Here is a 2,984-nt window from a genome sequence, read left to right as displayed (position 1 = left end):
AAATGGTTAAGTTAGAAAGGGCGCACGGTGGATGCCTTGGCACTAGGAGCCGATGAAGGACGGGACGAACACCGATATGCTTCGGGGAGCTGTAAGCAAGCTTTGATCCGGAGATTTCCGAATGGGGAAACCCACTGCTCGTAATGGAGTAGTATCCATACTTGAATACATAGAGTATGAGAAGGCATACCCGGGGAACTGAAACATCTAAGTACCCGGAGGAAGAGAAAGCAAATGCGATTCCCTGAGTAGCGGCGAGCGAAACGGGAACAGCCCAAACCAAGAGGCTTGCCTCTTGGGGTTGTAGGACACTCTATACGGAGTTACAAAGGAACGATATAAGCGAAGAGGTCTGGAAAGGCCCGCCAAAGAAGGTAACAGCCCTGTAACTGAAATGTTGTTCTCTCCAGAGTGGATCCTGAGTACGGCGGAACACGTGAAATTCCGTCGGAATCCGGGAGGACCATCTCCCAAGGCTAAATACTCCCTAGTGACCGATAGTGAACCAGTACCGTGAGGGAAAGGTGAAAAGCACCCCGGAAGGGGAGTGAAATAGATCCTGAAACCGTGTGCCTACAAGTAGTCAGAGCCCGTTAACGGGTGATGGCGTGCCTTTTGTAGAATGAACCGGCGAGTTACGATCCCGTGCAAGGTTAAGCAGAAGATGCGGAGCCGCAGCGAAAGCGAGTCTGAATAGGGCGCATGAGTACGTGGTCGTAGACCCGAAACCAGGTGATCTACCCATGTCCAGGGTGAAGTTCAGGTAACACTGAATGGAGGCCCGAACCCACGCACGTTGAAAAGTGCGGGGATGAGGTGTGGGTAGGGGTGAAATGCCAATCGAACCTGGAGATAGCTGGTTCTCTCCGAAATAGCTTTAGGGCTAGCCTCAAGGTAAGAGTCTCGGAGGTAGAGCACTGATTGGACTAGGGGCCCCTACCGGGTTACCGAATTCAGTCAAACTCCGAATGCCGATGACTTATCCTTGGGAGTCAGACTGCGAGTGATAAGATCCGTAGTCGAAAGGGAAACAGCCCAGACCGCCAGCTAAGGTCCCAAAGTATACGTTAAGTGGAAAAGGATGTGGAGTTGCTTAGACAACCAGGATGTTGGCTTAGAAGCAGCCACCATTTAAAGAGTGCGTAATAGCTCACTGGTCGAGTGACTCTGCGCCGAAAATGTACCGGGGCTAAACGTATCACCGAAGCTGCGGACTGTTCTTACGAACAGTGGTAGGAGAGCGTTCTAAGTGCAGTGAAGTCAGACCGGAAGGACTGGTGGAGCGCTTAGAAGTGAGAATGCCGGTATGAGTAGCGAAAGACGGGTGAGAATCCCGTCCACCGAATGCCTAAGGTTTCCTGAGGAAGGCTCGTCCGCTCAGGGTTAGTCGGGACCTAAGCCGAGGCCGAAAGGCGTAGGCGATGGACAACAGGTTGATATTCCTGTACCACCTCCTCACCATTTGAGCAATGGGGGGACGCAGGAGGATAGGGTAAGCGCGGTATTGGATATCCGCGTCCAAGCAGTTAGGCTGGGAAATAGGCAAATCCGTTTCCCGTGAAGGCTGAGCTGTGATGGCGAGCGAAATTTAGTAGCGAAGTTCCTGATTCCACACTGCCAAGAAAAGCCTCTAGCGAGGTGAGAGGTGCCCGTACCGCAAACCGACACAGGTAGGCGAGGAGAGAATCCTAAGGTGATCGAGAGAACTCTCGTTAAGGAACTCGGCAAAATGACCCCGTAACTTCGGGAGAAGGGGTGCTTCTTAGGGTGTTAAAGCCCCGAGAAGCCGCAGTGAATAGGCCCAGGCGACTGTTTAGCAAAAACACAGGTCTCTGCGAAGCCGTAAGGCGAAGTATAGGGGCTGACGCCTGCCCGGTGCTGGAAGGTTAAGAGGAGCGCTTAGCGTAAGCGAAGGTGCGAATTGAAGCCCCAGTAAACGGCGGCCGTAACTATAACGGTCCTAAGGTAGCGAAATTCCTTGTCGGGTAAGTTCCGACCCGCACGAAAGGCGCAACGATCTGGGCACTGTCTCAACGAGAGACTCGGTGAAATTATAGTACCTGTGAAGATGCAGGTTACCCGCGACAGGACGGAAAGACCCCGTGGAGCTTTACTGCAGCCTGATATTGAATGTTGGTACAGCTTGTACAGGATAGGTAGGAGCCTTGGAAACCGGAGCGCTAGCTTCGGTGGAGGCATCGGTGGGATACTACCCTGGCTGTATTGACCTTCTAACCCGCTGCCCTTATCGGGCAGGGAGACAGTGTCAGGTGGGCAGTTTGACTGGGGCGGTCGCCTCCTAAAATGTAACGGAGGCGCCCAAAGGTTCCCTCAGAATGGTTGGAAATCATTCGCAGAGTGTAAAGGCACAAGGGAGCTTGACTGCGAGACCTACAAGTCGAGCAGGGACGAAAGTCGGGCTTAGTGATCCGGTGGTTCCGCATGGAAGGGCCATCGCTCAACGGATAAAAGCTACCCCGGGGATAACAGGCTTATCTCCCCCAAGAGTCCACATCGACGGGGAGGTTTGGCACCTCGATGTCGGCTCATCGCATCCTGGGGCTGTAGTCGGTCCCAAGGGTTGGGCTGTTCGCCCATTAAAGCGGTACGCGAGCTGGGTTCAGAACGTCGTGAGACAGTTCGGTCCCTATCCGTCGCGGGCGCAGGAAATTTGAGAGGAGCTGTCCTTAGTACGAGAGGACCGGGATGGACGCACCGCTGGTGTACCAGTTGTTCTGCCAAGGGCATCGCTGGGTAGCTATGTGCGGACGGGATAAGTGCTGAAAGCATCTAAGCATGAAGCCCCCCTCAAGATGAGATTTCCCATTCCGCAAGGAAGTAAGATCCCTGAAAGATGATCAGGTTGATAGGTCTGAGGTGGAAGCGTGGTGACACGTGGAGCTGACAGATACTAATAGATCGAGGACTTAACCTATATTCTAATGTGAAAAATGAACATTGTTATCTAGTTTTGAGAGAACATT

1 rRNA gene is annotated in these 2,984 nt (G+C 52.9%); it reads left to right on the top strand.

The annotated features are described in order from the left end of the window. Positions 1–4: 4 nt before the first annotated feature. Positions 5–2,935, top strand: a 23S ribosomal RNA gene (locus tag FBF75_RS19500). The last annotated feature ends 49 nt before the right edge of the window (positions 2,936–2,984 follow it).

Origin of the sequence: Bacillus sp. S2(2019) (assembly GCF_005144805.1) — a bacterium.
GTDB lineage: Bacteria > Bacillota > Bacilli > Bacillales > Bacillaceae > Bacillus > Bacillus altitudinis.
Note: the sequence above shows the minus strand (reverse complement) of the source record. Positions and strands in the feature narration are given on the sequence as shown.